Here is a 20,533-nt window from a genome sequence, read left to right as displayed (position 1 = left end):
CGGCTCAGCCCTCCCTGACGGTCGAAACCGCGCTTTCGATTTCGCCCTTGGCGATCCGACCACCGATCAGGTGGGTCACGATCAGCGACGCTGTTTCCTCGGCGATTCCGCCGACTTCCTGAAGCGCTTCGGCGCGAACGGCGGCAATGCGCTCGTTGGCGGCTGAAAGCTTCTTGTCGAGTTCTGACTCAAGCTGTTCGCGTTCTGCTTCAGCTTCGGCGCGGGCCTTGTCGGCGGCGGCGGCGGAAATCCGGCGCGCCTCGCTGCGGGCTTCCGCGAGTTCTTTTTCATAGGCCGCGATCGCGGCGTCAGCCTCGTTGCGAAGCCGGTCGGCTTCATCGAGGTCCTGAGCGATCCGGTCGTGGCGGTCTTCAAGAATCGAACCGACGCGCGGAACGATGACTTTCTTCATGACCAGATAGAAGAGACCGAACGTAATGGCCAGCCACAGGATCTGCGACGGAAAGGTCGCAAAATCGAACGGCGGGAACACCTGCTGTTCGTGATGCTCAAAATCGGCCAGCGTAGTTTCCGTGTGCTGCTCTTGTGCACCATGCGACGTCTGGGCCAAAGCCGGGGTCACAAACATGCTCACCTCCAAAGGTGTTCGACAAAAGGACTCGCGACGCCAGCCTCAGGCCGGTCGCCGCGAGCGATAGTCGTACCGTTCAGTAAATTAAACGGCGAACAGGAGGAGCAGGGCAACGAGCAGCGAGAAGATGCCGAGCGCTTCGGTAACGGCGAAGCCGAAAACCAGACGGCCGAACTGGCTGTCAGCGGCAGACGGGTTGCGCAGGGCACCGGTGAGGTAGTCACCGAAGATGCGGCCGAGACCCATGGAGGTTGCACCCATGCCAAGGCAGGCAATACCGGCGCCGATGAACTTTGCTGCTTCCGCTTCCATATGAGAACTCCTTAGAAGAATTGGGTTGTTGCGGCTTAATAGCGATGCCGGTTCCGCCTGTCCAGACGAAGCCGGCGACTTTTCTATCCTAGTGATCGCCCGCGTTGACGGCGTCGTTGAGATACATGCAGGTCAACACTGCAAACACATAGGCCTGCAGGAAGGCTACCAGGAATTCGAGTGCCGTCAGTGCCACGGTCATGGCGAGCGGCAGGATGGCGCCGCCGGTACCGATCGTGCCGATCGAGATCAGCGAGACCACGAAGCCGGCAAACACCTTCAGCGTGATGTGGCCTGCCAGCATGTTGGCGAAAAGACGGACGGAAAGGCTGATGGGACGCGAGAGAAACGAAACGATCTCGATCGCGGTCACCAGGGGAAGAAGCGCAACCGGAACGCCGGAGGGCACGAACACCTTGAAGAAGTGCAGGCCGTGCTTATAGAGGCCGTAGCCGACGACGACGCCCATCACCATGAGCGCGAGCGAGAAGGTCACCACGATCTGGCTGGTTACGGAGAAGAAATAGGGGAACATGCCGATCAGATTTGCCGTCAGCAGGAACATGAACAGCGTCAGCACGAAGGGGAAGAACACCATCCCCTTGGTCCCGGCACCCTCGCGCAGCATCGAGGCCACGAATTCATAGAGAAGCTCGGCGATCGACTGGGTGCGCGAGGGGATCAGGCCGCGCTTTGCCGTTGCAAGGTAAAGAAACGCGGCAGCGGCGCCAGCGGAAATCACCATGAACATCGAAGCGTTGGTGAAAGACAGGTCCAGCCCACCGACATTGATCGGAACAATGTTGTGAATCTGAAACTGATGGGTCGGATCGTTTGCCACCTAAATCTCTCTCTTCTTGCCTTGTTCGCAGCCTGTCACAGCCGTCAAACAACCAAAACCTTACGCACCGTCATTTTTCAATGCGGTCTTCCGGCTCCGCCACATAACCCACGGAGCGCATGACATTCAATACCCCGGCGCAAAATCCAAGGAGAATAAAGACGATCAATCCCCAAGGTCCGGTTCCGGCGAAGCGATCCAGCAGATAACCGAGCATGAAACCGACGAATATCGCCGCCATGAACTCGCTTGAAAGCTTCAGCCCCTTCGACATTTCCTTCCGGTCATTGCTGGCGGAGCTGTTGATCTTTGCCTGTTCGTCCGGCTGCTCCTTGCGCAGCGAACCCAGTTCATCGGCCAGCCGCTTGCGGCGGGCTTCCAGATCTTCCTGTCCGTCATCAGCCATGACAACCCCTTCCCGACCGTCCCCTGTCCCGAGGGGCAAGGGCCACGCGATAAAGCGCTATTGAGGCCCGGTCAAGTCGCGCGCACCATAGTTTTCATCACCCCGCTAGTCAAGCCGCAGGAGCGTTGCCCGAAAGCAGGCCGGAAGACGTTGAATTTGCTTCAGGAAAAGCCGAAAAAACGCGGGCTAGAGCCAGCCGCGCCGCCGCAGCCAGTAGACGGCAGCCGCGCCCGTCACGAACATTGCGCCGATCGCGGCAGGATATCCGAACGGCCAGTGCAGTTCCGGCATGCGATCGAAGTTCATGCCGTAGATGCCCGCAATCAGCATGGGCGGCGCAAACACGACCGAGACCACCGAGAACAGCTTCATGATGTTGTTCTGTTCAAGGTTGATCAGGCCCAGCGAGGAATCGAGCAGGAAGGTGATGTTGGAGGCAACGAAGCCTGCATGCTCCGAGAGCGACTGGATGTCGTGCGAAACGATGCGGCAGAGATCCTTGGTCGGCTTGTCGTCGCGTACCCTCCGCAATGTCTGGACGTAGGTGGCAAGGCGCGAAAGCGTTGTCAGGCTGTCGCGCGTCTTGCTGACGAGCCGGTGATAGGTCGAAATCTCGATCAGGCGTTCCTCAAGGAGCGCCGGCGAGCGTCTTCGCCCGCGCACGCCTTCGCCGAAGACGGCGATGGAAATATTGTCGATCTTTGCAACGGCAAGCTCGAGAATTTCGGCGGTACGGTCGACTATGGTGTCAAGCAGGTGGGCGAGCACCTTGACGCCCTGGCCGGGCTCGATCTCCAGACGTTTCAGATCCGCAGCAAAGAGGAAGAACGGCTTTGGCTCGGCATGGCGGATGGTGATCAGGCGCCCCTCGACCAGAATGAAGCCGATATCGGTCAGGTGGGCGAGGCCGAAATCCACATTCATCACGATCGACGCGGTCATGTAGACGGCATTGCCTTCGGTGTAGAAGCGGCTCGATGGCTCGATGTCCTTGAGCGATTCGCGGGTGGGAAGCACAACGCCCAGGAGCGCTTCCACCTGGCGCATGTCGTCGTCCGTCGGATCGAGCATGTCGACCCAGATCACATCGTCGGAGATCGGCTCTGGCGTGCCGAGCGGCGACATCGGCGTCTTTGCCCCGCCGATCTTGTAGAGGTGGATCATTCAAACCCCGCTTCCTGCGCTGCGGCCCTGTTCTAGATCATTTCGCGGCCGGGTTAAATCATCTGACCGGTGTGAAATGATCCGGGCAGAAAGCTCAAGCGCGGCTCATGGCGCCCGCACGTTTTTCGGGACGCCTTGCCTCAAACGGCTAGCGAAGCCTAAAGGGGAGGGCAAGTCTGTTTTGATGCAAGCGAGAGATTTAGAGAACCATGGAAGGTCACGACTACTGGCAGTCGTTCCTGCCACCCGGGCGTTCCCCCGGGGAGGCTTACGGGAACGCCTTTCCCGCAAGCCTTGCCGATGGGCGCCGGCTGATGCTGCCGATCCGCGCTCTCGGCGACACTGGCAGCGGGCTCGCATCGCTGATCATCAACCAGGCGTCGTTCACGGTCATGCGTGCCTTGGCCGATGACCTCGCACAAAGGCTTGCCGCGCTGAAACCTGAGATCGTTGTCGGCATGCCGACACTGGGCCTGACGCTTGCAGCCGCCGTTGGCGAGGCGCTCGGGCACGCCCGGTATGTGCCGCTCGGCAACTCGCGCAAGTTCTGGTATCAGGAGCGCCTGTCGCTGCCGGTGCAATCGATCACGACGCCCGGCGCCGGCAAGCGGCTTTACATCGACCCGCGCATGCTGCCGCTGATTGCGGGAAAGCGGATCGTGCTCGTCGATGACGTGATTTCATCCGGCCAGTCGATCGTGGCCGGTCTCGCGCTTCTTGATCTTTGCGGGGTACGGCCAATCGCGGTTGGCGCTGCGATGTTGCAGACGGATCGCGCCGCCGATGCGCTTGGCGCAGCAGGGTGGAGCGGGCCGGTGCACACGTGTCTGAAGACGCCGATGCTCCGGCGTGGGAATGACGGTTTGTGGCGCGCATGAAAAAAGCCCGCGATCTTGCGATCGCGGGCTTCCTGCATGGTGATGCAATCCGGATTACTTCAGAAGAACGGCGTCCGGATTATCATTGAGGCTCTGCTCGGTATATTCCGGCTGGTTTTCAAGCGTCTCGCGATCGTACATGGTCTTGACGACGTAGCTGTCGCCATCGCTCATGATCGTGGTGCTGTCTGCCGAAATGGCGACCGGCTTTTCACCGATGCCGAGGAAGCCGCCGACGTCAACGATGAAGATATTCTCGTTGTTGTCGCCGAATGCGAGGATGTCGGAAATTTCGCCGACGCTGTCGCCCTCCGCGCCAAGCACCGGCGCATCTTCGAGGTCGTCATAGGAAATCGTCGCGGTGTCGACTTCACTCATGCCTTCCAGCATCGGATTTTCGGCGGTGTCGGCCGTCATTGAGGCATCAGAATTCATGCCGTCTTCGTTGGCAACGTCATTTGCTGTCTCTGCAGTGGCATTGCCAGCCTGGTCGAGTGCCGTGCCTGCCGTATTGGCGAGGTCATTCGGCTGATCCTGATTGGTCTCACTTTCCGGAACAGAGCCGGCTTCCATCAGGTTTTCGTTGTCGGATTCAAACTCCGGAGCGGCTTCCAGCTCCTCCTTGGTGGCGTCGATGCTGAGCCACTGGCCCTCGCCTTCAGCACCGGGCTGCCAGGACAGGCGATCGAATGAAACTGCCACTGCCTTTTCGCCCATACCGAGGAAGCCGCCGACGCCGATCACGGCAGCATTGGCCGTCCCGTCGGTGTTCATCACGATATTGTTGATGTCGCCGACCTGTTCGCGTTCGCCGTCTTCGGCGTCCAGGCCATAAACAGGCCATCCGAGGAGCGAGCTCGCCAGAATCTGCTGGTCCGATGCGCCATAGAAGCTTTCAGCATTTTCGCCGGCCGCCTGACGATCAGGGAAAACCCTCATCGAGCCATTATTTTCCATGGTTGCAGAAGCTTCTGGCTGCTTTACAGGGTCAGCCGTCTTGGTTTCATCGGCAAAAGCAACGCCGGTGGAAACAACAGCTACAAGTGCGGTGGTCGAAAGAATCTTACGAAGCATTGAAATACTCACTTCTCTTCTTGTTTGATTCAGTAAAGGTGTGACTATTTGTTTTGAGTTATTGGTTTCATCTCACCCGTCTCACAGCAATAAAACGCCCTCAGAGATTCCTTGTTCCTAAAGCAGTTGCTTTTTTTCGAAAAAAATTGTGTCGAGAATGAAAAAGCCCGCCGCGCATGGGATGCGGGCGGGCCGAGGGCAAAAAGGGCTGGTCTCAGCAATATCGCAGGGGCATGCTGATGCGAACCTTGAGGCCGGTTTCGGCATAGTCCACGGCGACCTTGCTGCCGATCACCTTGTCGAGACTGCGCTCGATCAGGACCGAGCCGAAACCGCGCTGTTCCGGTTTTGAGACATGCGGCCCACCGACTTCCACCCAATCGAGCAGCAGGCTGGTAACGCCGCCCTGTTCCTGGCAGGCAACCGAGATGTCGACGATCCCGGAGCGCGTCGAGAGTGCGCCGAACTTCGCCGCATTGCTGGCAAGTTCGTGGATGACGAGACCGAGCGCGAGCGCCTCGTCGGGATCGAGATAGACGGCGCTGCCGTGAATATCCACCTGGCGTCCGGAGCTGTCGATATAAGGTGCGATCTGCGACTTCAGCAGGCGATCGAGCGCGATCGCGCCCCACTGCTCGTCGGAAAGAAGCGTGTGAGAAGCCGAAAGCGCCTGCAATCTTGCCGAAAACGACATGTTGAATTCGGCCGATGTCCGCGAACGCCGCAATGTCTGGCCGGCGATCGACTGGACGATGGCCAGCGTGTTCTTGACGCGGTGGTTGAGCTCACGCAGCAGAAGGCGGGTCTTCTGCTCAGACTCCTTGGTGGTGGTGATATCGACGACGACGCCGAAAACCGGACCGCGCCTGTCTTCCGACATTGCGCTCTCGTAGGCCCCGCCGAGCGAGAGGAGCCAGCGGCCGGTCGATTCCACCTTGAACTCGCACTGGTATTCCTCGCCCCGTTCAAGGGCAGCCTTGAAACGGCGCATCAGGGAAAACCGCATGTCGGGCTGGATTGCCCCGAGGACACGGCGGCACGTCACCTTTTCATGCGATGAAAGCGCCAACATTTCCCGCAGAGTGTCATCGCAATCCACGGTTTCGCTGACGCCGTCCCAGCTCCAGGCTGCAATGTTTGCGGCCTTCATCGCGATCGAATGGCGACGCTCCGCCTGGGAGAGTGCGAGATCGGCCGAGGCCTTGGCGCGGGCCGCGTGCTTGAGTTCGTAAAGAGAGCCGGAAAGATTTGCGAGCCGGCGCAGTGCGTCTGCATCCGCATCGGTGATGTCGCGGTGGTTTTCCCCGTCGATCACGCAAAGCGCGCCGGCATTGACGCCATGGACCCGGATTGCGCAACCCGCGAAGAACCGGACGGGCTCGCCCTCATACGAGGGCACCGAAAGCGAAAGGTCGGCATTGTCTTTCGGGTTGTTGAGGATCAGCGCCTTTTCCTTCTTCAGGGCGATCGGATAGACAAACAATCCGGAACGGGTCGGCACATCGTCGATCTTGATGCCATGGGCAGCCTGAACCCAGTTCTCTTCGGCATCGGCAATCACGATCAGGGCTGCGGGACAATCGAATCTTTTTGCAGCCGACTCGACGATTGCAATGAAATCATCGTCTTCTTCGGCAACGCGCATGATGGAATGAGAAAGGGTGCGCAGACGATCCTCGTCCTTGATCGCCTTCACAATTTCCGCTGGCAGATGTTCCACAGGCTCAAGCTCTTTACTACTCGCTTGGAGAGCATGTCCGCCCTCCGCGCAGGTCTATTAGGTCACCATGCCGCAATCACGCAAGGGATTACGACCTCGCTCCGAAACGCCCAAGTTACGGTCTGGTTCCCGCGCGAGGAGATTTTTCTCACCGTGTGTCACTTTTTTTGAATTTTGCCGGAACAAACCCACGCCCTCTGCGTTGGCTTGAGGGAGATAAATAGCTGTCGGAGGGCGGCATGTCAGGCGGAGCGCCACGGTTCGAGATGATAAGCCAAGAGGGATTGCAGACGGCGAATGGCGTTTCGGAGCGCTATTGCTCCTTGATCGTGCAAGACCTGAGCAGCGTCATCGCAAGAATGCATCGCCTCATCCGCAACACCCGCAGCAATCGCGCCAAGGTTGTCTCGTCTCCTCATTTCCAGGCCATGCTGGAGCGTCACCATGCGGAACTCGACAATGCCGTCGGGATGATTGTCCAGCGTGCCTTCGCGCTCGGCAAGGGCCATGAGCTCAAAGCGCAGACGGTCGAGGCTGAAGACGTTCATCACGAGCCCTCTCAGGATCCGATCGGCGCATTGATCGATGAGCATGAACGCGTCGTCTCTGCAATGCGTCGGGCGGCAGATGTCGCAGGCGATTTTGGCGATCTTGTCACCGAAGATCTACTCAGCCAGCGTATCGTTTTTCACGAACAGGCAATACCAAGCCTCAGATCGCTCGGTCGTGGCTGACGGCCGTTACGCGGCCTTGACTTGCGTGCGTGAGAAAACACATCGAAAGTGGCCTTGTCCGCTTCCACATCTGCAAACGGCGATGCCCGGCCTTCTGACGGGTATGAGCATTTGAAAACCGGGATTAAGTGTATCTATGAGCGTCAAATTCGGCACGAGCGGCCTGCGCGGCCTATCGACTGATCTTCTCGGCGAGCCTTCCTCGCTTTACGCCAAAGCCTTCTGCCTCCATCTTCAGGAAGCTGGTCATGCCAAGCCGGGCGATCCCGTCCTGGTCGGGCAGGACTATCGCCAATCCAGCCCGGCGATTGCGGCCAACTGCATGGGGGCCATTGCGGAGGCAGGTTTCACGCCCGTCGATTGCGGCGCGCTGCCGACACCGGCGCTTGCCTTCTATGGATTGAAACGTAAGGCGGCGTCCCTGATGGTGACAGGCTCCCATATTCCCGCCGACAGAAACGGCATCAAATTCTATCTTCCCACCGGCGAAATCACCAAGGAAGACGAAAACGCGATCTCTGCCTTTGCGGAGAAGCTGAAGGGTGCGCCTGCTGCAGCCCCGCAGGAAGGCGAGGACGAGGCGAGCGAGGCGCTTGCAGGATTTGGCGCGCGCTGCACGGCTATCCTTCCCGATGAGGCCCTCTCCGGCATGAGGATCGGCGTCTACCAACATTCGACGGTTGCGCGCGACCTGTTCATCGCGATCCTGGAACATTACGGTGCAGAGGTCACGCCGCTTGGTTTTTCCGAGGAATTCATTCCTGTCGACACCGAAGCGGTTTCGCCGGAAACGGTCACGCGCCTGAAAGGCTGGGCCGGCGAGCACGGTTTCGACGCGATCATTTCAGCGGATGGCGATGCCGATCGCCCGCTGGTCGCCGATGAGACCGGAACGCCGCTGCGCGGCGATCTGATCGGGCTTATGACCGCGAATTTCCTCGGCGCCAAGGTGGTTGTGACGCCGGTGACCTCCAATTCCGGGATTGAAAAGAACGGCGACTTCGAGGTGATCCGCACCGAGGTCGGTTCGCCCTATGTCATCGCAGGCATGGAAAAGGCGATCGCCGAAGGCAAGGAGGGCGTGATGGGCTTTGAGGCCAATGGCGGCCTGCTGACCGGTTCGCCGTTCCGCCCGGCCGATGAAACCATTGCCGCGCTGCCGACGCGCGATTGCTTCCTTCCGGTGCTATCGGCGCTCTACCTTGCGCATCGCGACAAGCGACGCATGTCGGAGCTTGCCAAGGCCTACAGCTTGCCGGTGGCCGATGCCGACCGGATCAAGGATTTTGCCCAGGCCCGCAGCGCCGCATTGATGGAGCATCTGCGCGCAAGCGGCGAGAACCTGGAGGCGTTTCTCGCGCCTGTCGGCATGGTTGCGGAAACGAGCGATATTGATGGTTTGCGGGTTGCGCTTGCCGATGGCCGCATCATCCATTTCCGGCCCTCCGGCAATGCGCCGGAAATGCGGTGCTATGTCGAGGCATCCACGGCGGAAGAGGCTGCTGACCTGTTGAAGCAGGGGCTCGGCCTGATCGAGAATTTCAAACCAGCCTGACACATGTTTTTCGCGGGCTCGCCTCTCGGGGCGAGCGAAATCTTATCACCATTCAATTTATCAGGAGATTTATCGCTATGACCAGCAAGATTGTTCCCGTCATCATGGCCGGCGGCAAGGGCACGCGCCTTTGGCCGCTGTCGCGCTCTGCAGCGCCCAAGCAGTTCATCCGCTTTCTCGGCCCGAAGACCCTTTATCAGAAGACGCTCGAGCGTGTTTCCGATCCCGAGCGCTATGAGGCCCCGATCATCCTGACCAATGAAGATTTCCGATTTCTCGCCGCAGAACAGGCCCGCGAACTTGGCATTGAACTCTCCGGCATCATTCTGGAACCGATCGCGCGCAACACCGCGCCTGCCGTTGCCGCAGCTGCCGCGCTGGTGCGCAACAATTTTGGCGAGGATACGGTGATGCAGGTGCTTGCCTCCGACCACGAGATCGACGCGGGCGAGGATTATTTTGCTTCCATCGACATGGCAGTCGCAGCCGCCAGGTCCGGCAAGCTCGTGACGTTCGGCATCGAGCCGACCGAGCCTGCAACCGGATACGGCTATATCGAGGCCGGCGAGGAACTGGCGTCGGGCGCGCGGACCGTTCAGCGCTTTGTCGAAAAGCCGGAAAAGGCCAAGGCGGAAGAGATGATTGCCGCCGGTAACTATACCTGGAATTCGGGGATGTTCATGTTCCCGATCGCCGTCCTGGTGCGGGAGCTTGAGAAATATGCGCCCGACGTGTTCCAGTTCGCCGAACAGGCAGTGCTGAAGGATGAGAGTGATCTCGATCTTGATTTCACCCGTCTTGACAAGGAGACCTTCAGCCAGTGCCCGGATATTTCGATCGACTACGCGGTGATGGAAAAGACATCCGAAGCGGCAGTCGTGCCATCGCCGTTCACCTGGTCCGATCTCGGGTCTTGGGATGCGATCTGGAAGGATGGCGAGCAGGATGACGACGGCAATGTGGTGGCGGGCGATGCCACGCTGGTCGACAGCCGCAATTCGCTGGTAATCTCGCGCGACATGCATGTTGCCATGCAGGGGATGGAGGGCATGGCGGTGATTGCATCCGAGGATGCCGTCTATGTCGGCAAGCTCTCCGACAGCCAGAATGTCGGCAATATCGTCAAGCTGCTGAAGGCCAAGACAGAGACCCGCGCGCTTGCCGAGGACCATCCGACGTCCTACCGCCCCTGGGGCGGCTATACCTCTATCATCAAGGGCGAGCGTTTTCAGGCGAAACGCATCTTCGTCAAGCCCGGCAAGAAGCTTTCCCTGCAGAAGCATCATCATCGCGCCGAGCACTGGATCGTGGTCAAGGGCACGGCCGAGGTGACGGTGGACGAAACCGTGAAGATGCTCACCGAAAACCAGTCGGTCTATATTCCGCTCGGCGCCGTTCACCGCCTGTCGAATCCCGGCAAGATCACGCTGGAGCTGATCGAGGTGCAGACCGGCTCCTATCTCGGCGAGGACGACATCATTCGCATATCGGATGATTTCGGCCGCGGCTGATCGTTGCTTCCGGATGCCGGCCTGCTCCGGCATCCGGGCTCTTTCAAGGTGCGTGAGACACGCATGGGCGCTGCCGTAGTATTGCGTCAGATGTGCAAAAAGCCGTCGAAACGATATCCTAATATATAAAAATTCGGGAATTCTGCATTTTGAGCGGTAATTCGCGCAAACTTTGATCGCATCCGCTTGACCGCCGCCGTGTGCCCGCATATCGTCGTGGCACTTATGTTTTAAAGCCGGTGGTCGAACACATGATCGAAACTCCCTATCTTCTTTTCCTGGGCGATGCGCCCGATGGTCTTGCTGCCAAGGTGGCTCAGGGCATCAAGGACTGGCGTCCGGAATATGCTCTCGGCCAGTTCCGGCTTGAAGGGTGCAAGGCGGACATGAAACTGCCTGACCTCACCATTGCCGAGGCTGTGGAGAAGGGCGTCAAGACGCTGGTCATCGGTGTCGCAAACCGCGGAGGCGTGATCTCGCCGTCCTGGAAGAGCGTGTTGATCGAGGCCATGGAAGCCGGTCTTGACCTGGCATCCGGCCTGCACAACCTGCTGCGCAACGAGCCCGATCTTGCCGCAAAGGCCCAGGAACTGGGGCGGACGCTGCATGATGTGCGCATTCCCGCCGTCCAGTATCCGATCGCCAACGGCAAGAAGCGGACCGGCAAGCGCATGCTCGCCGTCGGCACCGATTGCTCGGTCGGCAAGATGTACACCGCGCTCTGTGTTGAAAAGGCCATGCGTGACAAAGGCATGAAGGCAACCTTCCGCGCGACCGGCCAGACCGGGATTCTGGTGACCGGCGGCGGCGTGCCGCTCGATGCCGTGATCGCCGATTTCATGGCCGGCTCGATCGAATATCTGACGCCCGACAATGATGCCGACCACTGGGACCTGATCGAGGGTCAGGGCAGTCTGTTCCACGCTTCCTATTCGGGCGTGACGCTGGCGCTGATCCATGGCGGGCAGCCGGATGCGCTGGTGCTCTGCCACGAGCCGAACCGCGCCCATATGCGCGGCCTGCCTGATTATCAGTTGCCCGAACTCGAGACGCTGCGCGATGTCGCGCTGCAGATGGCGCGGATCGTCAATCCGGAGTGCAAGGTCGTCGGCATTTCGCTCAACACCTCCGCCATGTCGGATGAAGAATCGCTGGACTATTGCCGGAAGACCGAGGAGCGCATGGGGCTGCCGACCGTCGATCCGTTCCGCCATGGCGCGGAGCGTCTTGCCGAAGCGTTGGCGGCGGTATGACGGATCTTTACATTTCCGCCCGCGAGGACGTGTTTCCGGTCGCCGGGTCGTTCACCATCTCGCGCGGGTCTCGCACGGAAATCCGGGTGGTCACGGTCACGCTGACCGATGGCACCCATACCGGGCGCGGCGAATCGGTTCCTTATGCCCGCTACGGCGAGACGGTGGATGGCGTCATCGCCGACATTCTCTCGCTCGAAGCCGAGATCCGTTCAGGCCTCGACCGTGAAGCGCTGCAGGAGCGAATGAAACCGGGTGCGGCGCGCAACGCGCTCGACTGTGCCTTCTGGGATTTTGCTGCGAAGGTGAGCGGCAAGCCGGTCTGGCAGCTCGCCGGGCTTCAGGAGCCCGGACCGCTGACGACCGCCTATACCGTATCGCTCGGCACGCCCGAAAAGATGCAGGCGCAGGCCGCCGAGAACGCCCATCGGCCGCTGCTGAAGGTCAAGCTCGGCACGGATGACGATCTCGGCCGCATCGAGGCGGTGCGCGCCGGCGCGCCGAATGCCACGATCATCGTCGATGCCAATGAGGGCTGGAGCGTCGAGGCCTATCAGGCGCTTGCGCCGCAGCTCGTTCGGCTCGGCGTTGCGCTGGTGGAGCAGCCACTGCCGGCGGGCGAAGACGAGGCGCTGCGCCATATCGACAGGCCGCTGCCGGTCTGCGCCGATGAAAGCTGCCATGCCCGTCCCTCGCTTGCCGATCTCAAGGGCAAATATGATGCGATCAACATCAAGATCGACAAGACCGGCGGTCTGACCGAGGCGTTGCTGCTGAAGCAGGAAGCGCTCGCCATGGGCTTTCAGATCATGACCGGCTGCATGCTCGGCACGTCGCTTTCCATGGCGCCTGCCATGCTGGTGGCCGAAGGTGCTGCGTTCGTCGATCTCGACGGCCCGCTGCTGCTTGCCGAGGACCGCATCAACGCGATCACCTTCGACGGCTCCGTGATGCACCCGGCCGATCCGCTGCTGTGGGGGTAGCGAAAGCTACCCTCGCGTCCAGCTCGGGAATGGGTCGGTCAGGCCTTCGAAATCAAGCGCGTTGAAGGCGGCGCCAGTATCGATCAGGCAGTCGTCCAGTGCCTGGCGGATCGCGTCCTGATCCATGCCAGCGCCGATGAACACGATTTCCTGGCGGCGGTCGCCATAGGTTTCGTCCCAGGAGGCATCGATCATCTGCTTCAGTTCCGGCGCGTCTGGCCAGCGGCTCCGCGGCACCGCCGCCCACCAGCGGCCGAACGGACCGCTGCGCACGATCGCGCCGGCAAGCGAGAACTCGCCCGCGAAACCCGGCCTTGTTGCCAGCCAGAAATGGCCCTTGGCGCGGATCAGGCCGGGGAAGGTCATCCGTGTGAACGCGTCGAATTTCAGCGGATCGAAGGGCGCGCGCGCCCGGTAGACGAAGCTTGAAATGCCATATTCCTCCGTTTCCGGCACATGATCGGCGAAGCCGTAAAGCTCCTTGGCCCAGAGCGGATGCTGGCGCGCCTTGTCCTCGCTGAAAAGGCCGGTGTCGAGGAGATCGTCCAGATCGACGCGGCTGAAGTCGGTCTCGATGACCTTCGCATCGGCGTTGAGTGCGCGGACGATCTTCACCACGTTTTCGCGTTCGGCGGGCGTTACCTCTGACGCCTTGTTGACGACGACGACATCGGCGAATTCGATCTGCTCGACATGGAGATCGACCAGCGTGCGTTCGTCGCCTTCGCCGGCAACTTCGCCGCGACTGCTGAGAAATTCATGGCTGCCATAGTCGCGCAGCAGGTTCGCCGCATCGACTACCGTCACCATGGTATCGAGCCGGGCGAGATCGGAGAGGCTCCGTCCATGCTCGTCGCGCCACGAAAAGGTCGCCGCCACCGGAAGCGGCTCGGCAATGCCGGTTCCCTCGATCAGCAGGTAGTCGAAGCGTTTCTCTTCCGACAGCCGCCGCACCTCCGTCAGAAGGTCGTCGCGCAGCGTGCAGCAGATGCAGCCATTGGTCATCTCGACCATGGTCTCCTCGGTGCGTGAAAGATCCGCCCCGCCCTCGCGCACCAGATCAGCATCGATATTGACCTCGCTCATGTCATTGACAATGACGGCGACCCGCCGGCCTTCGCGGTTGTTGAGAATGTGGTTCAGCAGCGTGGTCTTGCCTGCGCCGAGAAAGCCCGAAAGCACGGTGACCGGAAGGCGATTGTCGTTGTTTTGCAGCATGGGCTGGATCCTGAAAGTGGGAGGAGAGGCTATGAGTCTCACTCCGGTTCTCTAAATGTTATAACGTTACATCAATATTGAAAATCAGGCCGGACGTCAACGCGCTGCAAAAGCTGCCGCTTAGCCCCCCAGATCTTCTCGCCCCGGAGGGGAGAGATGTCGCGACAGCGACAGTGAGGGGGGAGGCTGTCCTCACGAACGCCGTCCGCTTTGAAATGCTGCATCACCCTCACTGCCCCTTTCGAAGCATCTCTCCCGCAAGCGGGAGAGAGTATGGTGCACAAGCGGAAAGGGTTTATCGGTACTCGGATTTGGGTGAGGATGGAAACTTCGCACGAGGCCTGCCGGACCCGATCACCGCATCCGCGAAAAGCTCATCGCAATATGGGCGCGGCGGAGGTGGCTGAGGGCGTCGAGATTGAGGGCTTCGACGGCGGCAAGGATTTCGGCGGTCTCGCGGCAGTAGATTTCGGCCTCGTTTTCGAGGTCGATATCGGACGCGGTGATCGCCTGCAGCCAGATGCGGGCGGTCCGGAAATAGAGGCGTTCGCTGGTGTCCCGCAGCGGCTGGTTGCCGGAAAGCGCGTTCAACGCCAGGAACATGTCGCGGTCGAGCGCTGCGAAGTCACGCGCTGCAGGTGCATGCCGGAGCGCGAGCGCACGCTGGTGCAGTTCGCGGAAACCGGAAATCACTTCCGTCGTGACGGGCAGCGGATCGAGCCTGGGGATCAGCACGATCAGCTCCATTCTGAGGCGATAGACCTGGGCCAGTTCCTCCAGATCGACATCGGTAACGATGGTGCCGACGCCGTGCACGGAGCGCAGCAGGCCCTCATCCTCGAGGCTTGCGAGCACGCGCCGGAGCGGCGTGCGGGAGACCCCGAATTCCGCGGCGAGCGCTGCCTCCGAAAGGCGCTCGCCCGGCGGATACTCGAGCATCATGATCCGCTCGCGGATGAGGTCGTGGATCTGGGCGAGCCGGTCGCGGCCGGTTGCAGGCTCCTCGCTCATCGCCACGAATCCCCGAGCCGGTTCAGCATCGCAAGGCATTGGCCAAGCTGGTCGGCGCTCAGATATTCATCCGGCTTGTGGGCCTGATCGATCGAGCCCGGGCCGCAGACCACAGCATCCATGCCGATTTCCTGGAAGAAGCCGGCCTCGGTGCCGAAGGGAACCACATCCGCCCTGTCCTCGCCCGTCAGCCTGAAGGCGAGGTCGCGGGCGGCGTTCTCGTTTTTCGGAAACAGCGCCGCTGCCTCGCCGATGATCTCGGTTTCGATGTCTGCTTCAGGCGCCACCGCGCGCATCGCCGGCAGGAGTGTGTGGGCGCAGTAATCGGCAAGCCCGTCCTTGACCAGCGACAGGTCCTCGGCAATCACCGGCCGGGTCTCCCAGCGCAGCACTGCGCGCGGCGCAATCACATTGTGCGACAGCCCGCCTTCAAGTCCGCCGACATTGAGCGTCGCATAGGGCGGCTGGTAGCGGGAGCCCTCCGGCACCCGCGAAATCAGCCTTTCCCTGAGCTCCATCAGCCGGGCGATATAGCGGGCGGCGTATTCCACGGCATTCACGCCGGCCTCGGGGGCGGAGGAGTGACCCGATCGGCCGGTGAAGGTGACGGTATATTCGCAGCAGCCCTTGTGGCCTTCGATTACCCGCATCATCGTCGGCTCGCCGACGATCGCGAGTGCCGGGCGGGCCTCGCGCGCCTTCAGCCATTCGGTCAGCGCCCGCGCGCCGATGCAGCCGACCTCCTCGTCATGGGTGAAGGCGAAGTGGATCGGTTTTGCGGCGGCGATCTCGGCCAGCCGCTCACGCTTTGCAAGGCAGGCGGCGATGAAGCCCTTCATGTCGCAGGTGCCGCGGCCGAAATATTTGCCGTCGCGTTCGGCAAGGGTGAACGGATCGCTGGTCCAGTTCTGGTCATCCACCGGCACGACATCGCTGTGGCCCGAGAGCATCAGCCCGCCGGGGCGATCGTCGCCAAGCGTCGCGAACAGGTTGGCCTTGGCGCCGGTGGAATCGGTCAGGATTTCGACCCGCGCCCCGCAATCGGAGAGCCGCTCGGCAATATAGGCGATCACCGGCAGGTTGCTTTCCGACGATACCGACGGAAAGGCAACCAGATCGGCGAGAATATCGCGGGCGGTGGCAAGGTCGCTCACGATCAGTCCTTCACGAACAGCTTGCGTTCGACGCTGCAGAGCGCCTCGGCAGGGCCGTTTTCGGTGATCAGGATGGTCTCGGTGATTTCCAGGCCCCAGTCATCCATCCACAGACCCGGCATGAAATGCAGCGTCATGCCGGGCATCAGCAGCGTCTCGTCGCTGGTGCGGATGCTGACGGTGTGCTCGCCCCAATCCGGCGGATAGGCAAGGCCGGTCGCATAGCCGCAGCGGTTCGGCCGCTCGATGCCGACCTTCCAGAGTTCCTTTTCGAGCGCTGCGGCAATGTCGCCCGCCCGGTTGCCCGCCCGCGCCGCCTCGATGCCTGCATTGAGGCCATCGACCAGCGCTGCCGCAGCATCGGTCATGAATTGCGGCGGCTTGCCGAAGAACACGGTGCGCGACAGCGGTGCATGATAGCGGCGATAGCAGCCGGCCTGCTCGATGAAGGTGGCCTCTCCACTCTTGAATTCGTCGCCGCGCCAGGTGAGGTGCGGTGCCGAGGCATCGGCGCCCGACGGCAGCAGCGGCATGATCGCCGGATAATCGCCCCAGATGTCGCCGACGCCGGTGATCGCGGTCTTCATCAGCTCGCCGACGAAGTGGTTCTTCTTCATGCCCGGCTCGGCAATCTCCATCGCGTGGCCCATCACCCGGTCGGAGATCTTCGCCGCCTTGCGCATGAAGGCGATTTCCTCGTCCGATTTGACCACGCGCTGCCAGTCGACAAGTCCGGAGCCGTCTTTGATCGTCGCGCCCGGCAGGCCCTTCACCAGCGCGGCGTGGCCTGCGGCGGAATAATAATAGGCATTCATCTCGACGCCGATGCGAGCCTTGTCGAGGCCGAGGCCCGCAAGCTTCTCGGCAAGGTCATCCATCGGGTGGATGCCTTCCGCCTGGATATAGCGGTCGGCATACCAGAGGATGTGGTCCTCATCGAGGAAGGAGGTGCGGCGCGCGCCATTGGCGTCCATCAGCCGGCCCCACCAATAGGGCATGCCATCGCCGGTGACGATCACGGCCTGATCGACATAAAAGGACCAGCCGTCATAACCGGTGAGCCAGTTCATGCCGGCCGGCGAGGTGACCACCAGCGCATCGAGGCCGTATTCCTCCATCGCCCTGCGGGTCAGGGCGATCCGCCGGTCATATTCAGCTTTCGAAAAAGGCAGTTCCATCGCCGCCATGGCTATCCTCGTTTTGTTGTGCACAACGCCTTTGGCCGCGTTGTGGGTAAAGGTCGAACCGCCTTCTCAGGTTGCTCTCTATCTCTCCGGGTCATCCTCGGGCTTGACCCGAGGATCCAGGCGATTGTGCGCGCGGACTATGCGTGCGGGGCAGGCTTTCTCAACCGTTCTCAGCCTATTCGCCATGCATATGCATTTGGCTGTGGCCGTGATGGATCCTCGGGTCGAGCCCGAGGATGACTCAGAAAGACAGGCGATTGAGGCGCGCCCCACAGTCTCGAAACGTTCCGCTTTGCATTCTCGCTCAAAGTTGTATACAACACCGTTTCATCACGGCGCGCAAGCCCTTTCAAACCGAACGAGGATACGATGCTCACCAACGATCAGCTCGACCGTTTCGACCGCGAGAATTTCTTTCACCCTTCGACCCATCTCGCCCAGCATGCGCGCGGCGAGAGCCCGAGCCGGATCGTGAAAACGGCGAAGGGCGTATTCATCGAGGATCGCGACGGCAAGAAGCTGCTGGATGGTTTTGGTGGGCTTTACTGCGTCAATGTCGGCTACGGGCAGGAGAGCATCATCGAGGCGATGGCCGAGCAGGCACGAGAGCTTGCCTATTACCATGCCTATGCCGGTCACGGCACGGAGGCCTCGATCACTCTGGCAAAGATGGTGATCGACCGCGCGCCGGATCACATGTCCAAGGTCTATTTCGGCCTGTCGGGGTCGGATGCCAACGAGACCAATATCAAGCTCGTCTGGTACTATAACAACATCCTCGGCCGGCCGGAAAAGAAGAAGATCATCTCGCGCTGGCGCGGCTATCACGGCTCGGGCCTGATGACGGGCTCGCTGACCGGGCTTGCCGGCTTCCAGAAAAAGTTCGACCTGCCGCTGGAACGGGTGTTCCACACCACCGCGCCCTATTATTACCGCCGCGCGGATCTTTCCATGAGCGAGGCCGATTTCGTCGCCCACTGCGTTGCCGAGCTCGAAATGCGGATCGAGCGCGAGGGCGCGGACACGATCGCGGCCTTCATCGGCGAGCCGGTGCTGGGCACGGGGGGGATCGTGCCCCCGCCGGAAGGCTACTGGAAGGCGATTTCAGCGGTGCTCGAAAAGCACGATATCCTGCTGATCGCTGATGAGGTCGTCACCGGTTTCGGCCGGCTGGGTTCGATGTTCGGCTCCGAGCATTATGGCCTGAAGCCCGACCTGATCACCATCGCCAAGGGGTTGACGTCGGCCTATGCGCCGCTGTCGGGCACGATCGTTTCCAACAAGGTCTGGAAGGTGCTGGAACAGGGCACGGATGAAAACGGTCCGATCGGTCATGGCTGGACCTATTCCGCTCACCCGATCGGGGCTGCGGCGGGCGTTGCCAATCTGAAGCTGATCGATGAGCTGGGTCTGGTGAAAAATGCCGCCGAAACCGGCGCTTATCTCCGCGCCGCGGCAAGGGATGCGCTTTCCGATCATCCCCATGTCGGGGACATTCGCGGCGAAGGCATGCTGATGGCGATCGAGTTTGTCAGGGATCGCGACAGCCGCACCTTCTACGATCCGTCGGAAAAGATCGGCCCCAGCCTTGCCGCCGCGCTGATTGCCGAAGGCGTGATCGCGCGCGCCATGCCGGAGGGCGATATTCTGGGCTACGCTCCGCCGCTCTGCCTGACGCGCGAGGAAGCCGACCAGATCGTCGCGGCGACGAAGAAGGCGGTGACGGCGGTTCTGGGCTGAGCTTTTCAGCCCGCAATCGTTGACATTTGGGCGAAAGGATGGTCATCGGGGGCGGCAAACAGAAGAGACGATCCATCCATGCCGTCCACCAGCCTGCCGGATTGCGCCGGCACCATTCTTCAAGCCTTTGCGGCGCGCGATACGGCCCTGACCGATATTCCGGTCATCCAGCCTGCCGCGCCGTTTCTGGATATGGCGGGCGAAGCCTTGCGCCGCCGTATCTTCATGACGGAAAGCGAGACGGGTGAAAGCCTGTGCCTCAGGCCGGAATTCACCATTCCCGTCTGCGCCCACCATATTGAGAAGAATGCCGGCACCCCGAAGCGCTATGCCTATTGCGGCATGGTGTTCCGCCAGGCCCGCGATGACGGCGCATCCGAATTCTTCCAGGCCGGCATCGAGGATCTGGGCAGCGCCGATTTTGCCGCCGCCGATGCCCGCGCGATCGCGGATGCGCTTGCAACGCTCGAGGATTGCCTGCCGGATGCCGCGTTCACGGTCACGCTCGGCGACCAGAACCTGTTCGAAGCCGTGGTGCGGGCGCTCGGCCTTCCGGGCGGCTGGCAGAAGCGTCTGATCCACGCCTTCGGCAACCATCAGCGCCTCAACGCACTGCTTGCGGCGCTGGCAAAACCGCAGCCGGTTGGCGGACTGGACCGGCGCGTCGCAGGCTTTCTCGCCGATGGTGACGAGGCCGGGTTGATCGCCCATATCGACGAAACTATGCAGGCGACCGGCTATTCCACCAATGCCAGCCGCAGCCCGGAGGAAATCGCGCGACGGCTGAAGGAGAAGCTGGCGCTGTCCGTGACCAGCCTTGATGCGGACGCGCTTGATGCGCTGACGAGCTTTCTGGATCTGGAAATCAGCCTCGACCGCTCGGCGGAAGCGCTCACGGCGTTTTCGGAAAAATTCGGTCTCGATATCGGCGCGGCGATTGCGGCCTTCGAAAGCCGGATCGAAGCCATTTCCGCAAGCGGCGTTGCCGCCGATGCAATCACCTATCGCGCGGCCTTCGGCCGTCCGCTCGATTATTATACCGGGCTCGTATTCGAGATCAGCGCGGCCAATGGCGCGCTTCTGGCCGGTGGCGGGCGCTATGACCGGCTGCTGACGCTGCTCGGCGCCGGCGATCCGATCCCCGCCGTCGGCTTTTCGCTGTGGCTCGACCGGATCGAGCGCGCGGCCGGGAGAATTTGA

General features: G+C 61.2%; 19 protein-coding genes. 8 read left to right on the top strand and 11 right to left on the bottom strand.

The annotated features are described in order from the left end of the window. Nucleotides 1-4: 4 nt before the first annotated feature. The 5 genes from HPQ62_RS07950 to HPQ62_RS07930 all read right to left on the bottom strand — a co-directional run bounded on the left by HPQ62_RS07950 (nt 5) and on the right by HPQ62_RS07930 (nt 3,315). Nucleotides 5-589, bottom strand: coding sequence for a F0F1 ATP synthase subunit B (locus tag HPQ62_RS07950; RefSeq protein WP_174802013.1), 585 nt, complete (start codon nt 587-589; stop codon nt 5-7). Between the two features lie 87 nt (nt 590-676). Beyond that, entirely contained in the window at nt 677-904 is a 228-nt protein-coding gene (locus tag HPQ62_RS07945; RefSeq protein WP_018063478.1) for a F0F1 ATP synthase subunit C, read from the bottom strand. A gap of 88 nt (nt 905-992) precedes the next feature. Continuing rightward, nucleotides 993-1,745 (bottom strand): F0F1 ATP synthase subunit A, encoded by a 753-nt coding sequence (locus HPQ62_RS07940; protein WP_174802012.1) that lies wholly within the window; start codon nt 1,743-1,745, stop codon nt 993-995. 70 nt (nt 1,746-1,815) lie between these two features. Continuing rightward, a complete protein-coding gene (locus HPQ62_RS07935; RefSeq protein WP_174802011.1) occupies nt 1,816-2,151 on the bottom strand; it encodes an AtpZ/AtpI family protein in 336 nt (111 codons plus the stop codon). Nucleotides 2,152-2,337: 186 nt separating this feature from the next. Continuing rightward, a complete protein-coding gene (locus tag HPQ62_RS07930; RefSeq protein WP_174802010.1) occupies nt 2,338-3,315 on the bottom strand; it encodes a magnesium transporter CorA family protein in 978 nt (325 codons plus the stop codon). 209 nt (nt 3,316-3,524) lie between these two features. On the opposite strand from HPQ62_RS07930, the gene HPQ62_RS07925 reads away from it, so the two are divergent. Beyond that, nucleotides 3,525-4,193, top strand: a complete 669-nt coding sequence (locus HPQ62_RS07925) for a phosphoribosyltransferase (RefSeq protein ID WP_174802009.1) — start codon at nt 3,525-3,527, stop codon at nt 4,191-4,193. 54 nt (nt 4,194-4,247) lie between these two features. Here the strand turns inward: HPQ62_RS07925 and HPQ62_RS07920 are convergent, their stop codons facing one another. Both HPQ62_RS07920 and HPQ62_RS07915 read right to left on the bottom strand, forming a co-directional pair. Further along, nucleotides 4,248-5,267 carry a PRC-barrel domain-containing protein gene (locus HPQ62_RS07920; protein WP_174802008.1) on the bottom strand — a complete coding sequence of 340 codons (1,020 nt, stop codon included), beginning with the start codon at nt 5,265-5,267 and terminating at the stop codon, nt 4,248-4,250. A 214-nt stretch (nt 5,268-5,481) separates the two neighbouring features. Then, nucleotides 5,482-6,987, bottom strand: a complete 1,506-nt coding sequence (locus HPQ62_RS07915) for an HWE histidine kinase domain-containing protein (RefSeq protein ID WP_174802007.1) — start codon at nt 6,985-6,987, stop codon at nt 5,482-5,484. A 329-nt stretch (nt 6,988-7,316) separates the two neighbouring features. Between HPQ62_RS07915 and HPQ62_RS07910 the strand changes: the two genes are divergently transcribed. The 5 genes from HPQ62_RS07910 (at nt 7,317) to dgcA (ending at nt 13,023) form a co-directional block, all read left to right on the top strand. Then, nucleotides 7,317-7,721, top strand: a complete 405-nt coding sequence (locus HPQ62_RS07910; protein ID WP_342343696.1) for a ferritin-like domain-containing protein — start codon at nt 7,317-7,319, stop codon at nt 7,719-7,721. Nucleotides 7,722-7,857: 136 nt separating this feature from the next. After that, nucleotides 7,858-9,276, top strand: coding sequence for a phosphomannomutase (locus HPQ62_RS07905; RefSeq protein WP_174802005.1), 1,419 nt, complete (start codon nt 7,858-7,860; stop codon nt 9,274-9,276). Between the two features lie 77 nt (nt 9,277-9,353). Continuing rightward, nucleotides 9,354-10,787: a mannose-1-phosphate guanylyltransferase/mannose-6-phosphate isomerase gene (locus HPQ62_RS07900; RefSeq protein ID WP_174802004.1), complete on the top strand. Its 1,434-nt coding sequence runs from the start codon at nt 9,354-9,356 to the stop codon at nt 10,785-10,787. Nucleotides 10,788-11,038: 251 nt separating this feature from the next. Further along, complete coding sequence (dgcN, locus tag HPQ62_RS07895) at nt 11,039-12,040, top strand: N-acetyltransferase DgcN (protein WP_174802003.1); 1,002 nt, start codon at nt 11,039-11,041, stop codon at nt 12,038-12,040. Next, nucleotides 12,037-13,023 (top strand): N-acetyl-D-Glu racemase DgcA, encoded by a 987-nt coding sequence (gene dgcA / locus HPQ62_RS07890; protein WP_174802002.1) that lies wholly within the window; start codon nt 12,037-12,039, stop codon nt 13,021-13,023. The genes dgcN and dgcA overlap by 4 nt, the downstream gene beginning before the upstream one ends. 6 nt (nt 13,024-13,029) lie before the next feature. On the opposite strand, the gene HPQ62_RS07885 is transcribed toward dgcA, so the two are convergent. From HPQ62_RS07885 to HPQ62_RS07870, 4 genes are all read right to left on the bottom strand, one after another. After that, a complete protein-coding gene (locus HPQ62_RS07885) occupies nt 13,030-14,241 on the bottom strand; it encodes a GTP-binding protein (protein ID WP_174802001.1) in 1,212 nt (403 codons plus the stop codon). Nucleotides 14,242-14,595: 354 nt separating this feature from the next. Beyond that, entirely contained in the window at nt 14,596-15,252 is a 657-nt protein-coding gene (locus HPQ62_RS07880; protein WP_174802000.1) for a GntR family transcriptional regulator, read from the bottom strand. Continuing rightward, nucleotides 15,249-16,406 (bottom strand): acetylornithine deacetylase, encoded by a 1,158-nt coding sequence (argE, locus tag HPQ62_RS07875; RefSeq protein ID WP_174801999.1) that lies wholly within the window; start codon nt 16,404-16,406, stop codon nt 15,249-15,251. Before argE ends, HPQ62_RS07880 begins: the two co-directional genes overlap by 4 nt. Nucleotides 16,407-16,408: 2 nt before the next feature. Further along, complete coding sequence (locus HPQ62_RS07870) at nt 16,409-17,593, bottom strand: M24 family metallopeptidase (RefSeq protein WP_174801998.1); 1,185 nt, start codon at nt 17,591-17,593, stop codon at nt 16,409-16,411. 369 nt (nt 17,594-17,962) lie between these two features. Here HPQ62_RS07870 and HPQ62_RS07865 point away from each other — a divergent pair, with 369 nt between their 5' ends. Next, complete coding sequence (locus tag HPQ62_RS07865; RefSeq protein ID WP_174801997.1) at nt 17,963-19,333, top strand: aspartate aminotransferase family protein; 1,371 nt, start codon at nt 17,963-17,965, stop codon at nt 19,331-19,333. Nucleotides 19,334-19,411: 78 nt separating this feature from the next. Next, nucleotides 19,412-20,533, top strand: a complete 1,122-nt coding sequence (locus HPQ62_RS07860; protein ID WP_174801996.1) for an ATP phosphoribosyltransferase regulatory subunit — start codon at nt 19,412-19,414, stop codon at nt 20,531-20,533.

Source organism: Martelella limonii, assembly GCF_013344475.1.
Lineage (GTDB): Bacteria > Pseudomonadota > Alphaproteobacteria > Rhizobiales > Rhizobiaceae > Martelella > Martelella limonii.
Note: the sequence above shows the minus strand (reverse complement) of the source record. Positions and strands in the feature narration are given on the sequence as shown.

Coding starts and splice junctions, on each gene's coding strand:
- HPQ62_RS07950 (WP_174802013.1), bottom strand. CDS start 589: ATGTTTGTGACCCCGGCTTTGGCCCAGACGTCGCATGGTGCACAAGAG.
- HPQ62_RS07905 (WP_174802005.1), top strand. CDS start 7,858: ATGAGCGTCAAATTCGGCACGAGCGGCCTGCGCGGCCTATCGACTGAT.
- HPQ62_RS07935 (WP_174802011.1), bottom strand. CDS start 2,151: ATGGCTGATGACGGACAGGAAGATCTGGAAGCCCGCCGCAAGCGGCTG.
- HPQ62_RS07860 (WP_174801996.1), top strand. CDS start 19,412: ATGCCGTCCACCAGCCTGCCGGATTGCGCCGGCACCATTCTTCAAGCC.
- HPQ62_RS07870 (WP_174801998.1), bottom strand. CDS start 17,593: ATGGCGGCGATGGAACTGCCTTTTTCGAAAGCTGAATATGACCGGCGG.
- dgcA (WP_174802002.1), top strand. CDS start 12,037: ATGACGGATCTTTACATTTCCGCCCGCGAGGACGTGTTTCCGGTCGCC.
- HPQ62_RS07945 (WP_018063478.1), bottom strand. CDS start 904: ATGGAAGCGGAAGCAGCAAAGTTCATCGGCGCCGGTATTGCCTGCCTT.
- HPQ62_RS07865 (WP_174801997.1), top strand. CDS start 17,963: ATGCTCACCAACGATCAGCTCGACCGTTTCGACCGCGAGAATTTCTTT.
- HPQ62_RS07900 (WP_174802004.1), top strand. CDS start 9,354: ATGACCAGCAAGATTGTTCCCGTCATCATGGCCGGCGGCAAGGGCACG.
- HPQ62_RS07925 (WP_174802009.1), top strand. CDS start 3,525: ATGGAAGGTCACGACTACTGGCAGTCGTTCCTGCCACCCGGGCGTTCC.
- HPQ62_RS07920 (WP_174802008.1), bottom strand. CDS start 5,267: ATGCTTCGTAAGATTCTTTCGACCACCGCACTTGTAGCTGTTGTTTCC.
- dgcN (WP_174802003.1), top strand. CDS start 11,039: ATGATCGAAACTCCCTATCTTCTTTTCCTGGGCGATGCGCCCGATGGT.
- HPQ62_RS07930 (WP_174802010.1), bottom strand. CDS start 3,315: ATGATCCACCTCTACAAGATCGGCGGGGCAAAGACGCCGATGTCGCCG.
- HPQ62_RS07885 (WP_174802001.1), bottom strand. CDS start 14,241: ATGCTGCAAAACAACGACAATCGCCTTCCGGTCACCGTGCTTTCGGGC.
- HPQ62_RS07880 (WP_174802000.1), bottom strand. CDS start 15,252: ATGAGCGAGGAGCCTGCAACCGGCCGCGACCGGCTCGCCCAGATCCAC.